Origin of the sequence: Thermobifida cellulosilytica TB100, from assembly GCF_001517975.1 — a bacterium.
GTDB classification, from domain to species: domain Bacteria; phylum Actinomycetota; class Actinomycetes; order Streptosporangiales; family Streptosporangiaceae; genus Thermobifida; species Thermobifida cellulosilytica.
Genome location: NZ_KQ950182.1, coordinates 18,751 through 41,906, shown reverse-complemented (window position 1 = coordinate 41,906; position 23,156 = coordinate 18,751). Strand labels below are relative to the sequence as shown.

Genomic DNA, 23,156 nt, shown 5'->3' with positions numbered 1-23,156 from the left:
GGGCGGCTCAGGCAGTGACCGTCGCAACAGCCTCTCTGCTCAGGGGGAAGTGGCAGGCGGACCAGTGCTTCGTGGCGTCCTGCGTGACCAGCACGGGCTGCTTCTCGGCACAGGTGCGCGGCACCCTGCGTCCGTCCTCCAGCACGGTGACCTCGCTGTCCCCGAGCTTCTGGGCGACCAGCTCGGCCTGGAAACAGCGCCGGTGGAAGGCGCAGCCGGGCGGCGGGGAGGCGGGGTTCGGCGGGTCGCCGAGCAGTTGGATCCGCTCCCGGGTGCGCTCCACGTCCGGGTCGGGCACGGGGGCCGCGGACAGCAGCGACGCGGTGTAGGGGTGCCGGGGGGCGGTGTAGAGCTCCTCCTTGGGCGCCATCTCGACGACCCGTCCGAGGTACATCACCATGACCCGGTCGCTCACGTGCCGCACGACGGAGAGGTCGTGCGAGATCAGGATGTAGCTGAGCCGGTACTCGTCCCGCAGCTCCTGGAGCAGTTTGAGGACCTGCGCCTGGATCGAGACGTCCAGCGCGGACACCGGCTCGTCCAGGAGGAGCACCTTCGGGGTGACCGACAGCGCCCGGGCGATGCCGATGCGCTGGCGCTGGCCGCCCGAGAACTGGTGCGGGAAGAGCCGCGCCTGGGCGCGTTGCAGGCCCATCCGCTCCAGCGTCTCGTGGACGATCCGCAGCTTCTCGTCGCTGGAGAGCTTGGAGTTGGTGAGGGGTTCGGCCACGCTGGCCGCCACGCGCTGGCGCGGGTCCAGCGAGGCGTACGGGTCCTGGAAGACCACCTGGACGCGCTGGCGGAACTCGCGGAGCTGCCGCTTGCTCAGCCTGGTGACGTCCTTGCCCTCGACGATCACGCGGCCGCTGGTCGGCTCGATCAGCCGCAGGATCAGCCGGCTCAGCGTGGTCTTGCCGCACCCCGACTCGCCCACGAGCCCGAGGGTCTCGCCGGGCGCGAGGTCGAAGGACACGTCGCTGACCGCCTTGACCGCGGTGGTGGGGCGGCCGAGCCGCTTCTTCACGAAGTGCTTGGTCAGGTTCTCGACCCGCAGCACGGCCTCGTCCCCGGCGATGTAGGGGGCTGCGGTCGTCGGTTCCACGGTCTCCGCGACCATCACTTGCTCACCTTCTGCAGGGCCATCTCCTCAGCGTGATGGCAGGCGGTCAGTTGGCTCTCGGGGCTCAGGGAGCGCAGCAGGGGGATGTCCCGGGAACACTCGGGACGCCCGTTGGCCCGGTGGCAGCGGGGATGGAAGCTGCACCCGCTGGGCACAGCGAGCAGGTTCGGAGGCTGCCCGGGGATCGGCGACAGTTCGCCGACGTCGGCGTCGGGCCGCGGGCTGGACCGCAGCAGCGCCTCGGTGTACGGGTGGACCGTGTTCTTCAGCACCTGGCGTGCCTCGCCGTGCTCGACGACGCGTCCGCCGTACATCACGGCGACCTCTTCGGCGTAGCGCGCCACGACACCGAGGTCGTGGGTGATGATCACCAGGGACATGCCCAGCTCCCGGCGGAGCCCGTCCAGCAGTTCCATGATCTGGGCCTGGACGGTGACGTCGAGGGCGGTGGTGGGCTCGTCGGCGACGAGGACCTGCGGGCGCAGCGCGACGCCCATGGCGATCATCACGCGCTGGCGCATGCCTCCGGAGAGCTGGTGCGGGTAGTAGTCGGCGCGCTCGCGCGGGTTGGGGATGCCGACCAGCCCGAGGGTCTCGATCGCCTTCTCCTTGGCCTTGGCCCGGGACACCCCCTCGTGGTGGCGCACCACGTCGGCGATCTGCTGGCCGACGGTGAACGAGGGGTTCAGACCGGCCAGGGCGTCCTGGAAGATGATCCCGATCGCCTTGCCGCGCAACTGGCGCGCGGCCTTCTTGTCTGTGGGATCGATCTCTCTGCCCTGGTACCGCACGGTTCCCGACTCGATGGTCCCTCCCGCCGGCAGCAGGCCGAGCACCGACATGAAGGTCATGCTCTTGCCCGAGCCGGACTCGCCGACCACCGCGAGGGTACGTCCCCGGCGGCACTGCAGGGAGACGTCGTTGACGGGATGGACCACACCGCGGGGGGTTTCGATCCGGGTCCGGAGACGCTCGATGTCGAGGACGACGTCGCTGCGGTCACTGTTGACCGTCATAGGAACTCCTCATACTTGTCCCCCTACTGCCAACGATCCGGTTCATCTGGTAAACCATTGGATCAAATAGTGCACCCATGCTACTGACGCAAGGGGCCAAGTCGCCAGCTTGTGGCAAGAATTCATCTCAAAATCCCCCAAGGCAGGCAAAACACCGTCGCCGCAGCTCGGGGCTGACATCCCACAAGACGACCGAACGGTAACCACCATGTCTTCTGCTGCCTTCCGCAACCTGCGACCCCTGCTGCGACCGCGCTCCATCGCGGTCGTGGGCGCCTCCCAGCGGCGCAACCGCGGCACCCGGATCATCGAGAACTTGCAGCGGTTCGGCTTCAAGGGGGAGATCCACGTGGTCAACCCCAAGTACGACGAGGTGCTCGGCTTCCCGTGCGTCCCGTCCGTCAACGACCTGCCTGACGGGGTGGACCTGATCGTCGCCGCGGTCGGCGCCGACGCCGCGCTCGCCGCGGTCCGCGACGCGGGCGCCCGCGGCATCGGCGCCGCCGTGCTCATCGGCAGCGGCTTCGGCGAGGGCACCGCGGGCAAGGAGCGGGCCGCCGAGCTGCGCCGCGTCCTCGACCGGTACGGCATGGTCGCCTGCGGCCCCAACTGCTACGGCACCGCGGACTTCGTCAGCGGCGCGACCGCGTTCTCCGGCCGGATCGTCGACCCGCTGCCGTTGGGCAATGTGGCACTGGTCATGCAGTCCGGTGCGCTCTCTCACGCCGTCACCGACCCCGCGATGGGCCGCGGCTTCGGCCTGTCCGCGCTGATCACGACCGGAAACGAGCTGTCGACCACCGTCTCCGACTACGTCGCCTGGTACGCCCAGGACGAGACCACCCAGGTGATCGGCGTCTTCCTGGAAGGGCTGCGCGACGCCGACAAGTTCGCCGAGGCGTGCCGCCTGGCCCGGGCCAACGGCAAGGCGGTCGTCGTGGTCTCCGGCGGACGCTCCTCCCTCGGCCGCCAGGCCGCCATGGCGCACACCGGGGCGATCTCCGGCTCCGCCGCCGCGCTCGACGGCCTGCTCGCCTCGGTCGGCGCCATCCGCGTCAACGACCTCGACGAGTTCCGCGAGACGCTGCTGCTCTTCTCCCACCTGCGCCGCACGAAGCCGCATGCCGAGGAGGTCGCCGTGCTCTCCATCTCGGGCGGCGCGAGCGGCCTGGTGGCCGACGCCGCGGAGGCCACCGGGCTGCCGATGACCTCCCTGGAGCCCGCCGCCGTCGAGCAGTTGACCGAGATCCTCCCCGACTTCAGCATGGTCAACAACCCCCTCGACGTCACGGGCTCCGCCGTCGAGGACCCCACGATCCTGCTCCGCTCCCTGCGCGTGGTCGCCGCCCAGCCCCGCGTGGGCGTGGTCGTGTTCGCCATGAACGTCGGCCTCAGCGGCCCCGGGCAGGAGGAGATCTACCGCACCCAGGCGGAGCTCCTCGCCGAGGTCGCGGCCGAGACCGACACCCCGATCGTGCTGCTCACCATGGCCGCCGGCCCCCTCGACCCGGTCGTCCACGCCACCACGGAGAAGGCGGGCGTCGCCGTCGTCATGGGGCTGCGCTCGGGCGTGCAGGCCCTCAAGGCGTGGCTGGACTGGCCGAAGTTCACCCTCGAGCAGCGCCCCGAGATCGCGAAGGTCGAGCAGTGGCCCTCGCCGCACCCCGTCGCCTCCGGCACCGACGCGTTGCAGACGCTGGCCGACTCCGGCGTCCCGGTGGCCCCCTTCGGCCTCGCCGCCACCGCCGAGGAGGTGGCCGAGGTGGTCGCGCGGATCGGGACCCCGGTGGTGCTCAAAATCGAGTCTCCCGACATCGCGCACAAGACCGAGGTCGGCGGCGTCCGGCTCGGCCTCGCCTCCCCGGAGGAGGCCCAGGCCGCGGCGCGGACGATGCTCGACTCGGTCCGCACGCACGCGCCCGAGGCCCGCATCAACGGCTTCCTGGTGCAGAAGATGGTCGACGGGGACCGGTTCGAGTGCCTGATGGGCGTCGTGGCCGACCCGCAGGTGGGGCTCGTGCTGTCGGTCGCGCCCGGCGGCGTCCTCGCCGAGCTGATGGGTCCGGCGGCCTCGCGGCCGGTGCCGCTGAGCGCGCGGGACGCCAAGGAGCTCATCGACTCGGGCGTCCTCGGCACCCTGCTGGCGGGCTACCGGGGCGCACCGGTCTACGACCGCGCGGCCCTGGTGCAGACGCTGGTGCGCTTCTCCGAGATGGCGGCCTCGCTGCCCGGCCTGGCGGCGGCCGAGGTCAACCCGCTGCTGGTGCTCCCCGAGGGACAGGGGGTCGTCGCGGTGGACTGCCTGCTGATCAACGACCAGGCCGCGCCCGAGGAGCACTGACCCGGGCGGCTGCCGCCGTAGTCGCGGGGAAAAGAGCGGAGAGTGCCCGTCGCGCCGCGGCGGGCGCCCTCCGCTCTGCGTCTCCCGTGCCCCCCGCAGCGCGGGCGGCGGACGGCGCGCCCGCGGCCGGGCACCGCACCCGGCCGCGCCCGGGCACCGCGGACAGCGAAAAGCGCCGCACGGACGGGGAGCCGTCGTGCGGCGCGGAGTCCACCGCGGTCCGGACCGGCAGGAGGAGGGGGACGCTGCCGGGCGGACGCGTCAGCCCTGCGGGAAGCCGTTCTGGAACTGTAGGTCGGTCACGCTGAGCAGGTTGCTGAGCCGGTGGGCCGACTCCAGCAGGATGTGCACCTTCTCCTCGACCCACTCCTCGGTGAGCCGGAAGGTCGGGCCGCCGATCCACACGGCGTAGGGGTACTTGTCGCGCACGCGGACCACGGTCGCCACGGACGCGGCGCCCGGTTCGAGCTCGTCGGTGGTGTAGGCGTAGCCGCGTTCCCGGATCTCGTCGAGCCGTTTGAGGAAGTCCTCGAAGCTGCCGGTGTGCTCCGGCGCGTTCTTCTCGTACTCCTCCGCGTACTGGTCGATGACCTCCTGCCGGTCCATGGCCGCCAGCAGCACCTTGCCCGTGGAGGTGGCCCACACCGGCTGGGTCCGCGGCACCGGTTTGGGCGTCTGCCCGATGAGACGCGGACCGGAGACCTGGGCCACCACCATCACGTTGGGCGGCAGCAGCACGTCGAAACCGCAGGTCTCCTTGGTGCTCGCGGCCATCTCGCTGAGCACCCCGCGCATGTGGCTGTAGGCGCCGTCGCTGTCCAGCAGGCCGCCGACGATCGACAACAGTCCCAGCGACACCCGGTAGCGCCGGGTGTCCGGGTCGAGCGTCAGCCAGCTCTCCCGTTCCAGGACGTTGAGGACGCGGTAACACGTGGCTTTCGGAATGCCCGACTCCCGGGCCACCTCGCTGAGCCCAATCCCTTCAGGATGCGCCGCGACGGCACGCAGCACCCAGATGGTGCGACGTACCAGACCCGACTCACTCGCCGCCATTCTTCCTCCGAAGAGATCCGTCAATCGGCTGAACTCCGGCGGGAAACCCTGAGTGGTGCCCGGGGTTCTTGGGCTGCCCGAAAAGGGAGTTCCTATCGGCAATATGGGACTGGTCCACCGTGCTGCGGTGCGCTGCCGTGTTTCCGGAGAGATCCCGCCTTGTTCACCGGAGACGAGGCGAAATTCTCTCACCAGCGAAGACTCTCTGCCAGGAGAGCAACCCCCCGGGGGGAGAGCTGTGGCCGCCGACGGCATTTTCCTTCCCCCGAGACGAGCACCGGATCGTCACGCGGGATACGAGCATCACAGAAGGGAGGTCCAGTTAGACAAACGTTTACATCGTAACATTAGCGGGAGGCCAACGAGCTGACGATGGCCTCCCGCCTTTGCACGCATTCCCTCCGACAGTACTCGGAGGCGTGTTCACCAGCGCAGACAGCCGGTCGCATTACCCCGGAACCGGGGCTGCTATTCGGTGCCGCGGCCTCACCGCATGGTGGGGTCGAAAGTGTCGCGGAAGCCGTCGCCCACCAGGTTGAGCGCCAATACCGTCACCAGGATGACCAGGCCCGGGAAGATGCAGATGTGCGGCGCCGAGGTGACGTACTCGCGTCCCGCGGCGAGCATGGCCCCCCATTCCGGGCTGGGCGGCTGCGCCCCCAGGCCCAGGAAGCTCAGCGACGACACGCCCACGATGGCCAGCGCCAGCCCGACCGTGGTGATGACCGTGATCGGCGCGACGACGTTGGGCAGCACGTGCCGGATCGCGATGAGGAAGCCGTGGACCCCCGAGGCGCGTGCCGCCTCGATGTACTCCTTGCCCACGATCTCCAGCGCCGCGCCGCGCACGACCCGGGCGTACTGCGGGATGTAGGTGATGCCGATGGCGATGGCCGCGTTGCGCAGGCTCGGCCCGGCGACCGCCACGATGAGGATCGCGAGCAGGAAGTAGGGGAAGGCCAGGATGATGTCCATGGCCCGCATGAACAGGCTGTCCACGACCTTGCCCTGGTAGGCGGAGAGGATGCCGATGACGGTGCCCACGACGCCGCTCAGCAGGATCGCCCCGGCCGCGGCCAGCAGGGTGGCGCGCGCCCCGTACATGAGCCGGCTGAGGATGTCGCGGCCGAACTCGTCGCGGCCGAACCAGGCGTCCGCGCTCGGCCCCTCCCGGCGCAGCTCCAGGTGCTGCGCGGTGGGATCGTGCGGGGCGATCCACGGAGCGAAGAGCGCGATCAGGACGATCACGGCGAGAATGATCAGACCGGCGAGCGCCGCGCGGTTGCGGGTGAACGCGCTCCACATCTCCGCCCAGGCACTGCGGTCCCGGAACGTGGTCTCCTGCTGTGGAGCGGCGGCTGTTGCTGCACTCATGTCTGGCTAGGCTCCTCGCTGCCGGGGGTCGACCCACTGGTAGAGGATGTCGACGACAAGGTTGATGACGACGAAGACGATGGTTCCGAACAGGACGACCCCGCGGACCACCGGGTAGTCGCGCCCCTCGATGGCGGTGACCATGAGGCGTCCCATGCCGGGGATGCCGAACACCGTCTCCGTGAGGACCGCGCCGCCGATGAGGCCGCCGAATTGCAGGCCGATCACCGTGATCACCGGAATGAGCGCGTTCTTCAGAGCGTACTTCATGACCACCGTGCGCTCCGGAATGCCCGCGGCCCGGGCGGTGCGCACGTAGTCGCTGCTCATGACCTCCAGCATGCTGGAGCGGGTCAGTCGCGCGATGACCGCGAGCGGGTAGGTGCTCAGCGCGATCGCGGGGAGCACCAGGTGGTTGTAGGTTCCCCAGCCGAAGGAGGGGAAGATCGGCCACTTCACCGAGAAGCCGATGATCAGCAGGATCGCCAGCCAGAACACCGGCAGCGACACCAGGGCCAGGACCCCGACGCGGGTGATGTTGTCGATCAGCGAGTACTGCTTGACCGCGGAGACGATGCCCACTGTGACGCCGACCAGCACGGCCAGGACCATGGCGGTCGTCGCGAGGGTGACGCTCGCACCCGAGGTGCGCGCCAGCTCGTCGATGACCGCGCGGCCGCTGCGGTAGGACACTCCGAGGTCGCCCTGCACTGCGTGTGCCACGAAGTTCAGGTACTGCGTGAACAGCGGCTGGTCGAGTCCCAGCTCAGCACGCTTCGCCGCGACCGCCTCGGGCGAAGCGTTCTGGCCGAGCAGCAGGGTGACGGGGTCGCCGGGGGCCATTTCCAGGGCCACGAAGACGATGAACGAGATGATCAGTAGTAGCGGCACCAGCCCGATGAGCCGCCTGCCCACATAGGCCAACATTTCTCGTATCTCCTAAACCAGGACCGGGAAAGGACTCCCCGGCGCCCTTCACACGGTCACTGCTTGAGGGTGACCTCGGTCAGGTCCCAGAGGGTCGACCTCGTGGTGTGGAATCCCTCGACACTGCTGCTGGTGGCGTAGAAGTTCGTCGAGTAGTAGATGGGCACCACCACGACGTCCTCCTCGACGATGCGGCGCTGGATCTCGTTGATCGTCGCCTCGCGCTCCTCGCTCTTCACGGGAAGCACGGCGAGCTCCTCGATCTCCTCGTCAGCACCCGAGTAGCCGGACATGTTGTTGACCGCCTCGGAGTGGAAGACCCGCTTCAGCATGTCGGCCGGGTCCCCGGCGGTCATGCCCCAGCCGAGCCAGTACATCTGGGTCTCGTGCTCCAGCAGCGAGGTGAACCAGGTGCCCGACTCCTGGACGACCAGGTTGGCGGTGACGCCGACCTCTTCCAACTGCGACTTGATGACCTGAGCGACCTCTTCGTCCTTCAGGTAGTACGAGCTGGGCAGGACCAGGTCGAAGGTGACCTCGTCGACTCCGGCCTCCTTGAGGAGCTTCTTGGCCTCCTCGGGGTCGTAGTCGATGTTGATCGGGTCGTCCTCCTGGGTGACCAGCGCCGGCGGGACCAGGCCCTGGTTGGCGACGTCGCCCACGCCCTCGAGCACGTCCTCGACGATCGCCTCCTTGTCGATCGCCATGGCGATCGCGCGGCGGACGTCGACGTCCGGGATCTCCTCCAGCTCGAAGCCGAGGAAGACCGGCTGCGCCTTGGGCTCGATGAGCTCGGTGAGCGCGTCGGACTCGCGCATGAAGTCCAGCTCGGACGGCGGCGGGTTCTCGATGACGTCGACGTCGCCGGCCTGAAGCGCGGAGAAGCGGGTGCTGGCCTCGGGGATGATCGAGATCTCCAGGGTCGACACCGTGGGCTTCTCGCCCCAGTAGTCCTCGTTGCGCTTGAGGACCATGAGCTCGTCGGGGTCCCAGCTCTCCAGGGTGTAGGGGCCGGTACCGACCGGGTTGGAGCCCAGTCCCTCCTCGTCCTCGTCGATGGCCTTGGGGCTGACGATGCCGGACACCGGCACGGACAGGTTGTTGAGCAGGCCGGAGAACGGCTCGGAGAGGTGCAGCTTGACCTCGTAGTCCCCGACGACCTCGACCTCCTCGATCACGCCGAGGTAGCCGCTGCCCTGCGCGGACTTGGCGGCGCGCTCCAGGCTCTTCTTGACGGCCTCGGCGTTGAAGTCGGTCCCGTCGGTGAACTTGACGCCCTCGCGCAGCTCGAAGGTCCACTCCGTGTCGGAGTTCTGCTCCCAGGAGGTGGCGAGGCTGGGCTGCGGGCTTCCGTCCTCACCCAGCTCGATCAGGCGGTCGTAGAGCAGGTCGAGGCGGGTGAAGTCCGCGGCCAGGGAGAAGTTCGGCGGGTCGAGGCTCTGGACGTCGACACCCATGCCGACACGCAGGGTGATGTCGTCGGTGGCGGCCTCCTGGTCACCCGAGGAGCTGAGTCCGCAGCCAGTCAGAGTGAGGGTGGTGATCAGGGCCACCGCCGCGGCAGTGCGGGGTGCCCATTTTCCCCTGGTGTAGTCCATGGAGGTGTTTGTCCTTCCTTGGTGCCAGGGTTGTGGGAGGGATGGGCGGCCGACCTCCCGAGAGGTCAGGAGGCAGCCCGGCCAGCGGACCGTGCGGGCGGCCCACTGGAGATCGGTGGGGTCAGGCGTCCTCGCGGTAGGGAGTGTCACGCGCCTGGAGGAACGCCTTCAGTCCGTGCTCGGCACGGATCTCGCGGAGCCGGTCGCGCTCGGGCACGCCGGTGGAGTCGAGCACCAGGGTGTCGGCGAACCGGTGCCCCATCTGGAGACCGCGGAAGCCCTGGGTGTCGTACATCATCCGGACCGAGCGCTTGACCGCCTGGAGGGTCAGCAGCGGGGCGTTGGCGATCCTCTTGGCCATGCGGATCGCCGCCTCGTCGACCTGGTCGTCGGGGACGACCTTGTTGACCAGCCCGATGCGGTACGCCTCCTGCGCGCTCACGCTGTCGCCCGTGAAGTACATGTGGTTCATCACCTTGAAATGCGTGAGCCACGGAAGGAGCAGCAGCGGAGAGAGGGTGCCGTGCCGGATCTCGGGCTCGCCGAAGGAGGCCGACTCACCGCAGACCGTGAGGTCGCCGATGAGGGCCAGGTTGCAGCCGGCGGCCAGGGCGACGCCCTTGACCGAGGTGATCAGCACCCGGTCCAGGTACCAGAGGCGCTCCATCATCCGCGCGTTGCGCTGCGCGATGCGGTCCGTCTCCACGGTGTTCTTGGGGGCGGGGTCGTTCACCAGGTCCACGCCGGAGGAGAAGGCGCGCTCGCCCTCCGCCGCCAGCACGACGACCTTGATCTGCTCGTCCGCCTCGATTTCATCGATGGCGCTGTTCAGCTCGTTGACTGTCTGAGCCCGCAGAGCGTTCAGGGCCTTCGGACGGGCCAGGGTCAGCACGGCCACCTGGCCGTCGCGTTCCAGTCGGATGTCTTCGTAGGCCACACTCGCTCCCATCTCACGTCTTGGTCCAAACACTGAACCATCGATTTGGATAGTGGACCCGAGCGGTACCCGCGATGTCAAGAGGAAGCAAGCCAAGTTCATGCGCACGCAACAAAAGACGGGGTCAGACATACGTTTTCGCAGTTGAACCCCAACGCTCCGCAAACACGGCACCCCCGTCGCACACTCTGCGCACCCGAGTCGACACGCTCCGCCGCGCATGTGATTTCCGGGGCACCGCCCCGCCCTGACCGCCCTCCCGCAAGCCCGGAAATCCCGCACCCCGCCGCAGTTCAGGGCCTCTGACACGCCCGTCCGGAACCCCGCCCCCGAGCCGGGCGCACGCAGGCTCCATTGACAGGGAGCCCCCACTCATCAAAAATGAACTGTCAGTTCGGTCAGTGAACCAACTGGGGTCGGCCGGTGGCAACCGGTCGCCACCGTGTCCCGCCGTCAACCCCCTATCCCACGGAGAGAGGTCTCGTGCGCTTCGACGTTGCTGTGACGGGCGGACTGCTCGTCGACCCGGAGTGGGGCACCCTGCGGGGTGGCCTGGGCATCAAGGACGGTCGCATCGCCGCCGTCCTGGCACCGCACGAGAGGCCCGACGCGGACGAGACCATCGACGCCACCGGCCTGGTGGTCATGCCGGGAGTCATCGACCCGCACACGCACCTGGGGTACGCGCTGCCCTTCGAGGAGGACCTGGCCACGGAGACCCGCTCCGCCGCACTCGGCGGGGTCACCACGGTCATGAGCTTCTACCGCCAGTACAAGGGCGCAGAGCCGGCACCCTACGACGAGATTCCCGAACTGGTCGAGGCCATCAACCGCCGGGCCGTGGTCGACGTGGCGCTGCACCTGGGCATGCTGGCGGAGTCCCAGGTCAACGAGATCCCCCGCTACGCGGCCGCGGGCGTCAGCTCGCACAAGTTCTACATGGCCTACCGGGGTCCCGACGGGGCCACCGTCGGCATGGTGAACGAGTGCGACGACGGCCTCCTCCTGGAGGGCCTGCGGCTGCTCGGCGAGCACAACGGCGTGGCCTGCGTCCACGCCGAGAACACCGACATCGTCAACCGCACGATGCGGCAGGTACGCGAGTCCGGAGCCACCGGTCTACGGGCCTGGTCCGCCGCCCGTCCCGCGTTCGCCGAAGCGGAGAACATCCACCGGGTCGCCTTCCTCGCCCGGCGGACGGACGCCACCGTCTACCTCGTGCACATCGGCTCCCGGGAGAGCCTGGAGGCCGCGGTGCAGGAGAAGAGGGCCGGGGGCCGGGTCAGGATCGAAACCTGCCCGCACTACCTCACCCACACCTACGACAGCCCGGTCGGTTCCCTCGCCAAGATCAACCCGCCCGTTCGCACCGCCGACGACGTCGAGGCGATGTGGCGGGGCCTGATCTCCGGCGACATCGACACCGTGGGCACCGACCACTGCGCGGTTCCGCTGGACCGCAAGCAGAGCGACATCTGGTCGGCGGCGGCGGGCTTCCCCGGCATGGCGACGACGCTGCCCGTCCTGCTCTCCGAGGGCCACCACAAGCGCGGCATGAGCCTCCAGCGCATCGCCCAGGTCCTCTCCGGCAACGCCGCGTCGATCTTCTCCATGCCGAACAAGGGGACGCTGCGCCCGGGGGCCGACGCCGACCTCGTGCTGTGCGACCTCGACGCGGAGCGCGTCGTGGACCACGCGGCACTGGGCAGCTCGGCGGAGTACAGCATCCTCGACGGCCAGACCCTCAAGGGCTGGCCGGTGCGCACGATCTCGCACGGGCGGACCGTGGCCCTCAACGGGGAGATCGTCGGCGAGCCGAACGGCCGTTTCGTCGCCCGCTGACCCGACGGACCACCCACGCCCACTTCCTCAACACACGACAAGAAAGCGGGGACACCCTCCGATGAAGGCGAAAGTGCTTCTGGTCCAGAACGGACCCGCGACCACCGACACCGAGAAGAACGTCGAGGAGAACCTGGCGCTGGTCGCCGAGGCGACCAAGGACTACTCTCCTGACTTCGTCCTGTTCAGCGAGCTGTCCAACACCCAGTACTTCTGCGGCTTCAACTCCCCCGAGCACTTCAAGCTCGCCGAGCCGATCGACGGCCCCTCCGTCAAGCGGTTCCAGGAGCTGGCCAAGCAGCTCAACAGCTACGTCCTCTTCCCCTTCTACGAGAAGGGCGAGGTCAAGGGTGAGTTCTACAACAGTGTCGCGGTCATCGGCCGCGACGGCGAGCTGATCCCCGGCGACCTGCCCGACGGCCGCCAGGTGCGGGTGTACCGCAAGAACCACATCCCGGACCAGTGGAGCTACTCCCCGGGCCTGAACGAGCGCTACTACTTCAAGGAGGGGCCGGGCCTGGCCACCTTCAACACCGAGTACGGCAAGATCTCCATCCTGATCTGCTACGAGCGCTCCTTCCCCGAGGCGTGGCGGGTGCTCGCGCTCCAGGGCTCCAAGATCATGTTCGTCCCGGTCGCCGCGTGGGGCCCCAACCGCGCCGACTCCTGGGGCGGGGAGCTGCGCACCGCCGCCATCCAGAACGGCCTGTTCGTCGTGGCCTCCAACAAGGGCGGTGTGGAGCACACCGAGGGTCCGCGGCACTTCTTCGGCGCGAGCCGGATCATCAGCCCGCTGGGCGAGGAGCTGGCCGCCGCCCCGGCCGGTGAGGGACCGCACATCCTCAAGGCCGAGCTGGACCTGGACGAGATCGAGAAGCACGGAGTCCGCTACACGTTCTTCCGTGACCGTCGTCCCGAGCTGTACCGCACGCTCAGCGACGACATCGCCCGCGGCGTCCTGTAACCCCCTCCACAGTTAGGAAGAAGAACATGGATGTAGGGGTCTTCCTCGGGTCGCAGTACGGGCCCCAGCAGGACATCTACGCGGCCTTCCAGGGGATGGTCGAGCAGACCAGGCTCATCAGGGACAACGGTTACGACGCCATCTGGCTGGGCCAGCACTTCCTGAGCGCTCCCGAGCAGTACCTCCAGACCACCCCCCTCCTGGGGCGGCTGGCCGCGGAGGCCGGGGACATGTGGCTGGGCACCAACCTGCTGCTGCTTCCGCTGCTCAACCCGGTCGACGTCGCCGAGCAGTACGCCACGATGGACATCATCACCGGCGGCAAGCTCATCCTCGGCGTGGGCCTGGGCTACCGGGACGAGGAGTTCAAGGCCTTCCAACTGAACAAGAAGGACCGGGTGGGCCGCCTGGTCGAGGGCGTGGAGATCCTCAAGCGGCTGTGGACCGAGGAGAACGTGTCGTTCGAGGGCAAGCACTTCACCCTCGACAACGTCACCATCAGTCCGCGTCCGCTCCAGAAGCCCCGTCCGCAGATCTGGTTCGGTGCCACCGCCGACAAGGCGATCCAGCGGGCCGCCCTCCAGGGCGACGCCTGGATCGCGACGTCGATGACCGAGTGGGGCGAGATGGAGCGCCAGGTCGCCCTGTACCGGAAGACCCGGGAAGAGGCCGGCCTGCCCAACGACAACGGTTTCGCCAAGTGCGTGGAGCTCTTCGTCGGCGACGACAAGGAGAGCGCGCTGCGCGAGGCCGAGCCGTACATCGGCGCGAAGTACAAGGCCTACTACAGTTGGGGCATGGGCAACAACGTGCCCGGCAACAGCGGTGCGGACATCAGCAACTTCGCGGAGCTGACCCGCAACCGGTTCATCGTCGGCGGCGTCGACGACGTGATCGAGGAATGCCTGTACCACCGGGACACGTTGGGCGTGACGCACCTGATCGTCCGCCTCAACTTCCCGGGCATGCCGATGGAGCTCGTCCGCCGCAGCATCGAGCGTTTCGGCAAGGAGGTCATCCCGGCGATTCGCTGATCACTCTCCTCGGTTTTCCTGGATTGGGAGGGCCGCTCCGGACACGGGAGCGGCCCTCGTGCTGTGTGCGCCGCGCTCAGCGCGGCCGCACCAGCAGCGGCTGGCTGACCTCGCCCAGGTGGCCGTCGGGGTCGCACAGCGTGGCGTGGGAGACGCCGATCCCGTCGGCGGACAGGTGGGAGCGGCAGGCCAGGTGCACCCACTCGGCCGCGGGGAAGCGGGCCAGGGTGACGGTGATGGACGGCGGGATGAACAGCCACTCCTCGATCGGCAGGGCCGCGGACAGGCCGTTGGCGGAGTCGGCGACGACCAGGGTGCGGGCCAGGCCGGTGAGCTTCTCGCCCGCGACCAGCGGGATGCGGACCCGGGTCCACACGTCGGCCGAGCCGGAGGCGTCGTTGCCGCCGCCGGTGAAGCGCCACTCGACCGCCTCGCCGTAGCCCCAGCCGCTCAGGTCCAGCTCCTGGCCGGGGCCGGGCAGGGCGGGCGGCTCGATCCGCCGCCCGGAGGACGGCGGTGTCGGCCCGGTCCCGATCGCCCAGGCTCGGGCGACCACGGCCGGGCGGCCGTCGACGACCATCCGCGCCTCGAACAGGGCGATCCGCCGCCCCGGCCGGAGCTCGGCCACCTCGACGCGGAAGGGGCGGCGCGGGATGGCGCCGAGGAAGTCCGCGGAGATCCGGGCCAGGCGCATGCCGGGACCGGCGGCGGCGTCGAGGAGGTGCCCCAGCAGCGCCGTGGGCGGGCCGCCGTGCTGTGCCTGCGGGTCCCAGGGGCTCTCGGTGGCGCGGGTCGGCTCGTACCGGCCGTCCCCGAGGGGCAGGTAGAAGGCTTCCGCCGGTTCGCTCATGGCTCGGTCCTCGCTGGGCGGGGTGGAACGACGACCAGAGATTACCGAACCGGATTCTGTTCTGTGGGGGGTGGGGGCGGCCGGATCAGGCCAGCGCCTCCCGGGTCTCCCCGGCGATCTGGAGGTCCTCGCGGGCGGCGACCACGAACACCCGCACCCGCGAGCCCGCGGCGGTCAGCTCCGCGTCCGGCTCGGCGGCCCGGTCGGCCGCCTCGTCCACGCGGACGCCGAGGAAGCCGAGCCCGGCCGCGGCCCCCGACCGCACCGCGGGCTGGTGCTCGCCCACGCCCCCGGTGAACACCAGGGTGTCCAGCCCGTCCAGGGCCGCGGCCATCGCGGCGACCTTGCCGCGCAGCCGGTACACGTACACGTCCAGCGCCAGCCGCGCCGCGGCGTCGCCCGCCCCGGCGCGCTCCACCACCTCCCGCATGTCGGCGGTGCCCGCCAGTCCCGCCAGGCCGCTGCGGTGGGTGAGGCCGTGGTCCAGCTCCTCGTAGGTGACGCGCCCCTCCCGCAGCAGCCACAGCACCAGCCCGGGGTCCACGTCCCCCGCGCGGGTCGCCATCACCAGCCCCTCCAGCGGGGTGAACCCCATGGTGGTGGCCACGCAGCGCCCGTCGCTCACCGCCGCCAGCGACGCGCCCGCCCCCAGGTGGGCGGTGACCGTCCGGCCCGGGTCGCCGCCGGTCAGCTCGGCCGCGCGGCGCGCCGCGTAGGCGTGCGACAGCCCGTGGAAGCCGTAGCGGCGCAGCGTGAACCGGCGCCGCCACTCGGCGGGCAGCGGGTAGGTGGCCGCCACCTCCGGCAGGGTGCTGTGGAACGTGGTGTCGAAGCAGGCCACCTGCGGCACCCCGGGCAGCAGGCGGCGCAGCGCGTCGACGGCGGCCAGCGCCTGCGGCTGGTGCAGCGGCGCCAGCTCCACCAGCGACCGCAGCCTCCGGCACACCCGGTCGTCGATGCGCACCGCCGACCGGTAGGCCGTGCCGCCGTGCACCACCCGGTGCCCCACCGCGTCGCAGGCGCCGAGGCCGCGCAGCGCCTCCGCCAGCTCGTCGACGGGCAGGCGGCCGTCGACCACGTCGAGGTCGCACCGGCCCAGCAGCGTGTCGTCGGAGTCGAGCAGCCGGAGCTTGACGCTGGTGGACCCGGTGTTGACCACGAGGACCCGCATCAGTACTCCCATACCCAGTCGCGGATGTCGGGCGGGTCCTCACCGTACTCGCGGGTGTGGGCGCGGCAGCGCAGCCGCTCGTCCATCATGTGCTGGCGCAGCCCGGCCGCGCGCACGCCCAGCCCCGGCACCCGGTCGACCACGTCCATCACCAGGTGGAAGCGGTCCAGGTCGTTGAGCATCACCATGTCGAACGGCGTCGTGGTGGTGCCCTCCTCCCGGTAGCCGCGCACGTGCAGGTTGTCGTGCCCGGCGCGGCGGTAGGTGAGCCGGTGGATCAGCCACGGGTAGCCGTGGAACGCGAAGACCACCGGCCGGTCCCGGGTGAACAGGGTGTCGTACTCGCGGTCGGTCATGGCGTGCGGGTGCTCGCCCTCGTTGCTCAGCCGCATCAGGTCCACCACGTTGACCACGCGCACCCGCAGCTCCGGCAGGTGGCGGCGGAGCAGGTCGGCGGCGGCCAGCGTCTCCAGGGTGGGCACGTCCCCAGCGCAGGCCAGCACCACGTCCGGCTCGGCGCCGTCCTCGCTGCCCGCCCACTCCCACACGCCCGCGCCGCGCGCGCAGTGGGCGGCCGCCGCGTCCGCGGGCAGGTAGCTGAGCTGCGGCTGCTTGCCCGCGATGACCACGTTGACGTAGTCGCGCGAGCGCAGGCAGTGGTCCATGACGGACAGCAGGGTGTTGCTGTCCGGCGGCAGGTACACCCGGACGATCTCGGGCTTCTTGTTGACCACGTGGTCGACGAAACCGGGGTCCTGGTGGCTGAACCCGTTGTGGTCCTGCCGCCACACGTGCGAGCTGAGCAGGTAGTTCAGCGAGGCCACCGGGCGCCTCCAGGACAGGCCGCGGGAGACCTTCAGCCACTTGGCGTGCTGGTTGACCATCGAGTCCACGATGTGGATGAACGCCTCGTAGGAGTTGAACAGGCCGTGCCTGCCGGTCAGCAGGTAGCCCTCCAGCCAGCCCTGGCACAACTGCTCGTTGAGGACCTCCATGACCCGCCCGTCAGGGGAGAGCTGCCGGTCGACGGGCAGCCGGGCGGCGGTCCAGGCCCGGTCGGTGGCCTCGAAGACCGCGCCGAGCCGGTTGGACTGGGTCTCGTCGGGGCCCATGATCCGGAAGTTGTGCGGGTTGGCGGCGACGACGTCGCGCAGGTAGCCGCCGAGCACCCGCGTGGCCTCCGCCTTCTCCGTGCCGGGGCGCGGCACCTCCACGGCGTGGTCGCGCGGGTCGGGCAGGCGGAGGCTGCGCAGCAGCAGGCCGCCGTTGGCGTGCGGGCTGCCGCTGATGCGGCGCCCGGGGCGGGGCACCACGGCGGTGGTCTCCGGGCGGGGCGCGCCGTCCTCGTCGAACAGCTCCCAGGGCCGGTAGCTGCGCAGCCACTCCTCCAGCAGGCGCAGGTGCTCGGGGTTCTCCCGGACCGCGGCGAGCGGCACCTGGTGGGAGCGCCAGGTGTTCTCCACCGGCTGCCCGTCCACGGTGGCAGGCCCGGTCCAGCCCTTGGGGGTGCGCAGGACGACCATGGGCCAGCGGAGGTTCTCGACGCCGCTGCCGCCGTGCCGGGCGCGGAACCGGATGGTGTCGATGCGCTCCAGGCAGGAGGCGAGGGCCCCGGCCATCGCCTGGTGGACGGTGTCCGGGTCGTCGCCCGCGACCACGTGCGGTGCGTAGCCGTGGCCGCGCAACTGGGCGAGCAGGTCCTCCTCGGGGATGCGGGCCGGTACGGTCGGCCCGGCGATCTTGTAGCCGTTGAGGTGCAGGATCGGCAGGACCGCGCCGTCGCGCACCGGGTTGAGGAAGCGGACCGACTGCCAGCTCCCGGCCAGCGCCCCGGTCTCGGCCTCGCCGTCGCCCACCACGGCGGCGACCACCAGGTCGGGGTTGTCGAAGGCGGCGCCGAAGGCGTGGGCCAGCGCGTAGCCGAGCTCGCCGCCCTCGTGGACGGAGCCGGGCGTCTCCGGGGCGGCGTGGCTGGGCACGCCGCCGGGGAAGGAGAACTGGCGGAACAGCGTGCGCATGCCGTCGGCGTCCCGGCCGACGTCCGGGTAGACCTCGGAGTAGACGCCGTCCAGCCAGGCCGTGGCGACGGCCGCGGGTCCGCCGTGGCCGGGGCCGACGATCCACATCATCTCGGTGTCGCGGCGGCGGACCTGGTGGTTGAGGTGGGCGTAGACGAAGGCGAGGCCCGGCGTGGTGCCCCAGTGGCCGAGCAGCCGCGGCTTGACGTGCCGGGGGGCGAGCGGCTCCCGCAGCAGCGGGTTGTCCATCAGGTAGATCTGGCCGACGGACAGGTAGTTCGCGGCCCGCCAGTACCGGTCGACCTCCTGGAGTTCGGCGGCGGTGAGGCTCTGGCGGGGAACGTGCTCGGTCGCGGTCATCCGTCTTTCCTCCGCTCGGTGGACGTCACCCCGGTTCCACTACCGACGCCGCCGCCGTTCTATGCGGATCCCGCCCGCACCGGGGCGGGCGGCCCGGTGCGGGCGGGGAGAAAAGAGGATGCGCGCGGGGGCGCGGTGTGTGACAGTCCCCCCATGGACAACGACGATCCGGTCCCGGCCGCCCGCCCGTCGGCCGCGGAGCTGGCCCGCGCGCCGCTGCCGCTGCGCGGCCGGGTCGCCCTGGTCACCGGGGTGAGCAGGCGCGCGGGCATCGGCTACGCGGTGGCGCGGCGGCTGGCCGCCTACGGGGCGAGCGTGTTCTGCCACCACTACCGGCCGCACGACGAGGAGCAGCCGTGGGGCGGCGACGACGTGGCCGCGGTGCTCGCGGGGGTGCGGGAGGCGCTGGCCGCCCCCGGCGCGCGGGTGGCCGACCTGTCGGCGGACCTGGCCGACCCGGACGCGCCGCGCCGGGTGGTGGCCGCGGCGGTCGCCGAGTTCGGGCACGTGGACGTCCTCGTGGCCAACCACGCGCTGAGCGGGCGCGACGGCCGCCTGCCCGAGGTGGACGCGGCGATGCTGGACGCGCACTGGGCCGTGAACACCCGGTCCGCGCTGCTGCTGGCCCGGGAGTTCGCCGCGCAGCACGACGGCCGCGCGGGCGGGCGGGTGGTCTTCATGACCTCCGGCCAGGCGCGGCCCATGCCCGACGAGATCTGCTACGCCGCGGCCAAGGGGGCGCTGGCCGCGATCACGCCGAGTGTCGCCGCGGAGCTGGCGCGGCGCGGCATCACGGTGAACACGGTCAACCCGGGCCCGGTGCAGACCGGGTACATCACCCGGGAGCTGATGGACCGGCTGCGGCCGATGCTGCCGTTCGGCCGCTGCGGCTTCCCCGACGACCCGGCGCGGCTCGTCGCCTGGCTGGCCACCGACGAGGCGCGGTGGATCACCGGCCAGGTCATCCACAGCGAGGGCGGGTTCACCTACTGACGCGGGGCGTGCCGGGACGGAGCCGCCCGACGGTCCGGCATCCCCTTCGCCCGGTTCGTACTGTTACTTCTTGACAAGTCACCTCAAGGTGGCCATGCTCACCGAACATCCGTTTCCCCTCCCGCACGGAGCGTAGTCATGAACGATTTCCTCCTCGTCCTGGCGGGTGGCGCCGTCAGTCTGGTGACCAGCGCCACCGTCACCTGGCTCCAGGGGCGCTACGCTCGCCGGGCCGAGGCTCGGGCGGCCTCGCGCACCGCGACCCGCCAGTTGACCAGCCTGCTCATCGCGCAGCGCGACGCCCCCGAGAGCGCCTCGTCGAGGACCGCGCTGGCCGAGGCGGAACTGCTCGCCGCGACCATCACCGCGCGCCGCCCCCGGGAGGCGGTGCAGGAGGTGATCCGCCTGCTCCGCGAGAGCAGCCTGCCGGAGCTGGAGCAGCTCAGCGGGGTCCCCGCCGCGCGGGCCCGGCAGATCCTGTGCGACCACGGCCTGGCCGTCCTCGGCGCGCACCTGCGCGGCGACCGCCTGCCGCAGCCTCCCGAGACCCTGCGCGACATGCGCAGCGTGGAGAACGAGGCGCTGAACATCCGCGCCGGCGGCGCCGCCTCGTCCGAGGACGAGTCGAACGGCTTCCTGCCGCCCGAGGACCCGCTGTCCGCGGGTGCCCCCGAGATCCCCTCCCGCAAGGTGCGCAGCCGCCCACGCACCACCCGCAAGAGCACCGCCAAGAGCCCCGACCTGCTGGACTGAACCGCCGCGCACCCGCCTTGGCCTCCCGACGTTTCAGCACGTCGCCACGGGTAACCGGAAAAGAAGGACCAGGGAGGTGGCCATGGGCGGACCGGCGGAGAACAGGACGGGACAGTCCTTCCTCGGATGGCTGCTGCGACTTCCGTTCCAGGGCAGTACGTGGCGGAGGACGCTGTACGCGATCATCTCCCCGCTGGTGGGGGTGTGTCTTCTCGTCGTGGCGGTCTTCGGTGGCCACCGCACCGCCGCCCGGGTCCGGCGGCAGCTCGCCGTGAGCCTGCTCGACGCCTCGCCGGGCCGCGCCGCTCCCACCTGGCCGAGGGTGGTGGGCCACGGACTGGTCTCGCTGCCCTTCGACATACTCGCCGCGGTGTTCGCCGGCTACGGCTGGGCCATCGTGGTGCTGAACATCGCCTATCCGATCCGGCTGCTCGCCGAGCCCGACGTCGCCACCCTCACGGCCGGCGCGTGGGGCGGCCCCTCGCTGGCGGGGGCGTGGCTGGTGCACGCGCTGGGCGGACTGGTGGCGCTCTGGCTGGTCCCGCTGCTGGTGGTCGCGCTCACCCGGGTGCAGTCGACCCTGGCGTCGGTGCTGCTGTGGCCCCCGGCGCAGCCGGCCACCCTGCGGGGCGCACGAACGCAGTGAGGCGGTCGGTCCCCGGATCGGCGAATCAGTCGATACGCCCCTCGGGGCGCAGGACCCGCTTGCCGACGGCGCGCTCTGCCAGCTCGGGTGCGGCCTCTCCGGCGCCGGTCAGGTCGACGGCGTCGATGTCGGGGTGCGCGGCGAGCAGCGGCGCGAGGTCGGCGGTCGCGCCGGTGAGCAGGGCGACCAGGCCGTCCGGCAGTTCCGCCTCGGCCAGCGCCTCGGGAGGGTCAGCGCGGGCAGCGGCGCGCGCTCGCTGACCGCCACCACCGCGGCGTTGCCGCCCGCGACCACCGGGGCGAGCAGGGACACCAGGCCCAGCAGCGGGCCGAACGGCGGGGCGACGATCGCGGCGACGCCGAGCGGCTCCCGCCCGGCGCACGCGCCCTCGGCGATCCGCTCGGCGTAGTGGGTCCACCGGTCGGCGGCGGTGGCCACCAGGCGTTCGGCCAGGTCGCGGGTGACCCCGTCGGCGTCGACGACCTCCTGGACCAGGCGGGCGCGGCGGGCGCGCAGCGCGTCGGCGATCCGGTCGAGGACCTGCGCCCGCTGCCCGGCGGGGCGCCGTGCCCAGTCCCGGGCGGCCGTGCGGGCCGCGCGCACCGCGCGGTGGGCCTCGGCCTGCGAGGTCCGGGGCACCCGGCCCAGCGGGGTCCCGTCGTGGGCGGTCACCGGGTAGCTGTCCGCGGGGCCGCCCGGACCGGCGGCCGTCTGCGCGGCGGCGTCGCCTCCCGTGTCGCTGGTCATCGCCGTCCTCTCCGTACGGGCACCGCCGACGCGGCCGCAACCGCGGCCGGTCCGTCGGCTCCGCCGAAGAGCATAGTGTCGCACCGCGTCCGCTTCATCCGGTTTCTGCCACCGTTCGGTCACGCTGCGCCCCACCGGCCGCCGCGCGCTCCCGCCGCCCCGGCGCATCTTTCCGGCACCTGCGGGCAGTTGGGGAGTGTCTCAGATAAATCGGGAGGTAAGCATGGAAATCGGCGGCGGTTTCTTCGGCACCATCATCAGCGCGCTCTTCGTGGGCCTGATCGTCGGTGCGCTCGGACGGCTCATCGTCCCCGGAAAGCAGGACATGCCCATCTGGCTGACCATCGTCATCGGCATCGCCGCGGCCCTGGTCGGCACCGCGATCATGGCGAGCTTCACCAGTTCCTTCTGGCTGACCCTGATCGTCCAGGTCGCGCTGGCGGCGGTCGGCGTCTACCTCATCGCGATGATGCGCGGCGGACGCCGTCGGCACAGCCCTGCCTGACGGCAGCGGCGCCCGGACCGCACGGAGCCCGCGTCCCCCGAGGACGCGGGCTTCTTCGTGTCCGCAACCGCGACAAGGAAGATCACGCCTCCCGTTTCTGGAATGTCCCACGACCGGACGGCCGGAGGAACCGGCGGCGCGGGAACCGTCTCTCCCCGCATTCTCCTGCTCTTTTCCGTCGGGGAATCCCCGTGCCTTTCTTCTCCTCCGCTCCGGCCCCGCCGGTGCCCCGCGCTCCCGCGGAGCGCACTCCGCGGGAGCCGACGCGTGCCCGCACTCCTCTTCCCCGACAGGTCATGCGGGCGGAGAACAAAAAAGGAGGACCGGAATACCGTTCCAGGGCGTTAGGGACCGGTTACCGGATAGCCGTCCCCCGTGCGATCCGATGCGACGCCCAGGAATGGTGATGCCCATGAGCGATGACGCCCGAGGCCCGATCCAGGCGACGCGGACCTTCCCGGGGACGGCCGAGAACTGCGGCCGAGTGCGTTCCTGGGTCCGCTCCCTGCTGCTCTCCTATCCAGCCGTCCGCGACTCGGTGGAACTGGTCGCCAGCGAGCTGTTCACCAACGCGATCAGACACACCAGGTCAGGGCAACCGGGCGGGACGGTCCGGGTGGCCCTCACCACCGTGGGCGACCCTCCGACGCTGCTGCGTCTGGAGATCACCGACCAAGGCCAGCAGTCCCAGGTCCCCCGGCAGGCAGCCCGCGCCGTCCTGCCGCCCGAGGAGGCGCAGAGCGGACGCGGCCTGTTCATCGCCTCCGTGCTGTCCCGCGCATGGGGGCGTTTTCCATCGGACGGCGCCCGACCGTCGGACCAGGGCCTCGAAGCGTCCGACGGTTCGATGACCACCTGGGTGGAGTTCCTGCTCGTCCCCGAGATGGAAATGGCCGGGAGCCCGTGA

At 70.9% G+C, this 23,156-nt stretch carries 21 protein-coding genes; 9 read left to right on the top strand and 12 right to left on the bottom strand.

What is annotated here, in order from left to right:
- Positions 1-7 precede the first annotated feature (7 nt).
- Positions 8-1,117 carry an ABC transporter ATP-binding protein gene (locus AC529_RS10315; RefSeq protein ID WP_068756083.1) on the bottom strand — a complete coding sequence of 370 codons (1,110 nt, stop codon included), beginning with the start codon at positions 1,115-1,117 and terminating at the stop codon, positions 8-10.
- Positions 1,117-2,136, bottom strand: coding sequence for an ABC transporter ATP-binding protein (locus AC529_RS10310; protein ID WP_068756081.1), 1,020 nt, complete (start codon positions 2,134-2,136; stop codon positions 1,117-1,119). Before AC529_RS10310 ends, AC529_RS10315 begins: the two co-directional genes overlap by 1 nt.
- A gap of 208 nt (positions 2,137-2,344) precedes the next feature.
- On the opposite strand from AC529_RS10310, the gene AC529_RS10305 reads away from it, so the two are divergent.
- A complete protein-coding gene (locus tag AC529_RS10305) occupies positions 2,345-4,477 on the top strand; it encodes an acetate--CoA ligase family protein (RefSeq protein WP_068756079.1) in 2,133 nt (710 codons plus the stop codon).
- Positions 4,478-4,738: 261 nt separating this feature from the next.
- On the opposite strand, the gene AC529_RS10300 is transcribed toward AC529_RS10305, so the two are convergent.
- The 5 genes from AC529_RS10300 to AC529_RS10280 form a co-directional block, all read right to left on the bottom strand.
- A complete protein-coding gene (locus tag AC529_RS10300; protein ID WP_198156387.1) occupies positions 4,739-5,530 on the bottom strand; it encodes an IclR family transcriptional regulator in 792 nt (263 codons plus the stop codon).
- 486 nt (positions 5,531-6,016) lie between these two features.
- Complete coding sequence (locus AC529_RS10295) at positions 6,017-6,904, bottom strand: ABC transporter permease (RefSeq protein ID WP_083948110.1); 888 nt, start codon at positions 6,902-6,904, stop codon at positions 6,017-6,019.
- Between the two features lie 6 nt (positions 6,905-6,910).
- Positions 6,911-7,831: an ABC transporter permease gene (locus AC529_RS10290; protein WP_068756073.1), complete on the bottom strand. Its 921-nt coding sequence runs from the start codon at positions 7,829-7,831 to the stop codon at positions 6,911-6,913.
- Positions 7,832-7,887: 56 nt separating this feature from the next.
- Entirely contained in the window at positions 7,888-9,429 is a 1,542-nt protein-coding gene (locus AC529_RS10285) for an ABC transporter substrate-binding protein (RefSeq protein ID WP_083948109.1), read from the bottom strand.
- A gap of 121 nt (positions 9,430-9,550) precedes the next feature.
- A complete protein-coding gene (locus AC529_RS10280; protein WP_068756069.1) occupies positions 9,551-10,366 on the bottom strand; it encodes an enoyl-CoA hydratase/isomerase family protein in 816 nt (271 codons plus the stop codon).
- Positions 10,367-10,849: 483 nt separating this feature from the next.
- Between AC529_RS10280 and AC529_RS10275 the strand changes: the two genes are divergently transcribed.
- The 3 genes from AC529_RS10275 (at position 10,850) to AC529_RS10265 (ending at position 14,206) form a co-directional block, all read left to right on the top strand.
- Positions 10,850-12,208, top strand: a complete 1,359-nt coding sequence (locus tag AC529_RS10275) for a dihydroorotase (protein ID WP_157080180.1) — start codon at positions 10,850-10,852, stop codon at positions 12,206-12,208.
- A gap of 61 nt (positions 12,209-12,269) precedes the next feature.
- Positions 12,270-13,172, top strand: a complete 903-nt coding sequence (locus tag AC529_RS10270) for a carbon-nitrogen hydrolase family protein (protein ID WP_083948107.1) — start codon at positions 12,270-12,272, stop codon at positions 13,170-13,172.
- A 26-nt stretch (positions 13,173-13,198) separates the two neighbouring features.
- Complete coding sequence (locus tag AC529_RS10265) at positions 13,199-14,206, top strand: LLM class flavin-dependent oxidoreductase (RefSeq protein ID WP_068756063.1); 1,008 nt, start codon at positions 13,199-13,201, stop codon at positions 14,204-14,206.
- Between the two features lie 76 nt (positions 14,207-14,282).
- Here the strand turns inward: AC529_RS10265 and AC529_RS10260 are convergent, their stop codons facing one another.
- From AC529_RS10260 to AC529_RS10250, 3 genes are all read right to left on the bottom strand, one after another.
- Positions 14,283-15,056 carry a thioesterase family protein gene (locus AC529_RS10260; RefSeq protein WP_068756061.1) on the bottom strand — a complete coding sequence of 258 codons (774 nt, stop codon included), beginning with the start codon at positions 15,054-15,056 and terminating at the stop codon, positions 14,283-14,285.
- An 85-nt stretch (positions 15,057-15,141) separates the two neighbouring features.
- Complete coding sequence (locus AC529_RS10255) at positions 15,142-16,227, bottom strand: acetate/propionate family kinase (protein WP_068756059.1); 1,086 nt, start codon at positions 16,225-16,227, stop codon at positions 15,142-15,144.
- Complete coding sequence (locus tag AC529_RS10250; protein ID WP_068756057.1) at positions 16,227-18,605, bottom strand: phosphoketolase family protein; 2,379 nt, start codon at positions 18,603-18,605, stop codon at positions 16,227-16,229. Before AC529_RS10250 ends, AC529_RS10255 begins: the two co-directional genes overlap by 1 nt.
- A gap of 153 nt (positions 18,606-18,758) precedes the next feature.
- Between AC529_RS10250 and AC529_RS10245 the strand changes: the two genes are divergently transcribed.
- The 3 genes from AC529_RS10245 to AC529_RS10235 all read left to right on the top strand — a co-directional run bounded on the left by AC529_RS10245 (position 18,759) and on the right by AC529_RS10235 (position 20,997).
- Positions 18,759-19,598 (top strand): SDR family oxidoreductase, encoded by an 840-nt coding sequence (locus AC529_RS10245; RefSeq protein ID WP_068756055.1) that lies wholly within the window; start codon positions 18,759-18,761, stop codon positions 19,596-19,598.
- 138 nt (positions 19,599-19,736) lie between these two features.
- Positions 19,737-20,351, top strand: a complete 615-nt coding sequence (locus AC529_RS10240; protein ID WP_068756052.1) for a hypothetical protein — start codon at positions 19,737-19,739, stop codon at positions 20,349-20,351.
- Positions 20,352-20,433: 82 nt separating this feature from the next.
- On the top strand, positions 20,434-20,997 hold the full coding sequence (locus AC529_RS10235; protein ID WP_157080179.1) for a hypothetical protein: 564 nt from the start codon (positions 20,434-20,436) through the stop codon (positions 20,995-20,997).
- A 25-nt stretch (positions 20,998-21,022) separates the two neighbouring features.
- On the opposite strand, the gene AC529_RS21335 is transcribed toward AC529_RS10235, so the two are convergent.
- Together AC529_RS21335 and AC529_RS10230 are read right to left on the bottom strand one after the other, a co-directional pair.
- A complete protein-coding gene (locus AC529_RS21335) occupies positions 21,023-21,178 on the bottom strand; it encodes a hypothetical protein (protein WP_394326444.1) in 156 nt (51 codons plus the stop codon).
- Positions 21,106-21,744 (bottom strand): aldehyde dehydrogenase family protein, encoded by a 639-nt coding sequence (locus AC529_RS10230; RefSeq protein ID WP_068756048.1) that lies wholly within the window; start codon positions 21,742-21,744, stop codon positions 21,106-21,108. The genes AC529_RS21335 and AC529_RS10230 overlap by 73 nt, the downstream gene beginning before the upstream one ends.
- Positions 21,745-21,967: 223 nt before the next feature.
- Here AC529_RS10230 and AC529_RS10225 point away from each other — a divergent pair, with 223 nt between their 5' ends.
- Together AC529_RS10225 and AC529_RS10220 are read left to right on the top strand one after the other, a co-directional pair.
- Positions 21,968-22,249, top strand: a complete 282-nt coding sequence (locus AC529_RS10225) for a GlsB/YeaQ/YmgE family stress response membrane protein (RefSeq protein ID WP_068756046.1) — start codon at positions 21,968-21,970, stop codon at positions 22,247-22,249.
- A gap of 412 nt (positions 22,250-22,661) precedes the next feature.
- Positions 22,662-23,156 carry an ATP-binding protein gene (locus AC529_RS10220; RefSeq protein ID WP_068756855.1) on the top strand — a complete coding sequence of 165 codons (495 nt, stop codon included), beginning with the start codon at positions 22,662-22,664 and terminating at the stop codon, positions 23,154-23,156.

Bases quoted from the DNA above. Each gene is read 5' to 3' on its own strand.
- AC529_RS10300 (WP_198156387.1), bottom strand. From the start codon at position 5,530: ATGGCGGCGAGTGAGTCGGGTCTGGTACGTCGCACCATCTGGGTGCTG.
- AC529_RS10255 (WP_068756059.1), bottom strand. From the start codon at position 16,227: ATGCGGGTCCTCGTGGTCAACACCGGGTCCACCAGCGTCAAGCTCCGG.
- AC529_RS10285 (WP_083948109.1), bottom strand. From the start codon at position 9,429: ATGGACTACACCAGGGGAAAATGGGCACCCCGCACTGCCGCGGCGGTG.
- AC529_RS10260 (WP_068756061.1), bottom strand. From the start codon at position 15,056: ATGAGCGAACCGGCGGAAGCCTTCTACCTGCCCCTCGGGGACGGCCGG.
- AC529_RS10240 (WP_068756052.1), top strand. From the start codon at position 19,737: ATGAACGATTTCCTCCTCGTCCTGGCGGGTGGCGCCGTCAGTCTGGTG.
- AC529_RS10245 (WP_068756055.1), top strand. From the start codon at position 18,759: ATGGACAACGACGATCCGGTCCCGGCCGCCCGCCCGTCGGCCGCGGAG.
- AC529_RS10310 (WP_068756081.1), bottom strand. From the start codon at position 2,136: ATGACGGTCAACAGTGACCGCAGCGACGTCGTCCTCGACATCGAGCGT.
- AC529_RS10250 (WP_068756057.1), bottom strand. From the start codon at position 18,605: ATGACCGCGACCGAGCACGTTCCCCGCCAGAGCCTCACCGCCGCCGAA.
- AC529_RS10235 (WP_157080179.1), top strand. From the start codon at position 20,434: ATGGGCGGACCGGCGGAGAACAGGACGGGACAGTCCTTCCTCGGATGG.
- AC529_RS10290 (WP_068756073.1), bottom strand. From the start codon at position 7,831: ATGTTGGCCTATGTGGGCAGGCGGCTCATCGGGCTGGTGCCGCTACTA.
- AC529_RS10305 (WP_068756079.1), top strand. From the start codon at position 2,345: ATGTCTTCTGCTGCCTTCCGCAACCTGCGACCCCTGCTGCGACCGCGC.
- AC529_RS10265 (WP_068756063.1), top strand. From the start codon at position 13,199: ATGGATGTAGGGGTCTTCCTCGGGTCGCAGTACGGGCCCCAGCAGGAC.
- AC529_RS10225 (WP_068756046.1), top strand. From the start codon at position 21,968: ATGGAAATCGGCGGCGGTTTCTTCGGCACCATCATCAGCGCGCTCTTC.
- AC529_RS10230 (WP_068756048.1), bottom strand. From the start codon at position 21,744: ATGACCAGCGACACGGGAGGCGACGCCGCCGCGCAGACGGCCGCCGGT.
- AC529_RS10220 (WP_068756855.1), top strand. From the start codon at position 22,662: ATGAGCGATGACGCCCGAGGCCCGATCCAGGCGACGCGGACCTTCCCG.
- AC529_RS10270 (WP_083948107.1), top strand. From the start codon at position 12,270: ATGAAGGCGAAAGTGCTTCTGGTCCAGAACGGACCCGCGACCACCGAC.
- AC529_RS10315 (WP_068756083.1), bottom strand. From the start codon at position 1,117: ATGGTCGCGGAGACCGTGGAACCGACGACCGCAGCCCCCTACATCGCC.
- AC529_RS10295 (WP_083948110.1), bottom strand. From the start codon at position 6,904: ATGAGTGCAGCAACAGCCGCCGCTCCACAGCAGGAGACCACGTTCCGG.